Origin of the sequence: Ralstonia sp. 22111 (genome assembly GCF_052045895.1) — a bacterium.
Lineage (GTDB): Bacteria > Pseudomonadota > Gammaproteobacteria > Burkholderiales > Burkholderiaceae > Ralstonia > Ralstonia wenshanensis.
The window spans coordinates 1-480 of record NZ_JBQEPR010000022.1; the positions used below are offsets into that span (position 1 = coordinate 1).

Below are 480 nucleotides of genomic sequence, written 5' to 3' on the forward strand. Positions count from 1 at the left end.
GTGAACTGGCCGGTCTTGCGGATGGCGGGCAGGACGATGGACGTGACCCACTTGCGGAAGCGGTGTGGCACGGTGCCGGGATTGATGGCGTCGCGGCAGCGCAGGACTAGGGTGTACATGCCGGATTCGCTGATGACGTTTGCCTGATCGTTCCCCCGAGATAAGCCCTGAATTGAAGTTAGGGCTTTCTCGTCGGCATCGAGAGAAAGAAGCGCCTTGGTCGGATTCGTGAGTTGCAGCGCGCGGCACACGTCGGCTGCAACGAACCATGGCTCGTCGTCACGCATGACAACGCGGACCGCATTGGATTCGAAATTGAAGGTGGTGTTGGGGGTAGGGGCGAGCGCGGACGCGCCAACAGACGTACCAGTCATGGCATGACTCCGAAGTAGTGGTGTTTGAACCGCCAACCCGACGCCAATCGGGTGGGCGGAACTGTGCAGGTTGGCGTACCGGTACTTCGGAACCGGCAGGGCCGAA

1 protein-coding gene is annotated in these 480 nt (G+C 61.0%); it reads right to left on the reverse strand.

What is annotated here, in order from left to right:
• Nucleotides 1-374, reverse strand: a 374-nt coding sequence (locus tag ACTJK4_RS25115) for a BRO-N domain-containing protein (RefSeq protein ID WP_440819221.1), incomplete at its 3' end; no start/stop codon positions are given.
• Nucleotides 375-480: the final 106 nt, after the last annotated feature.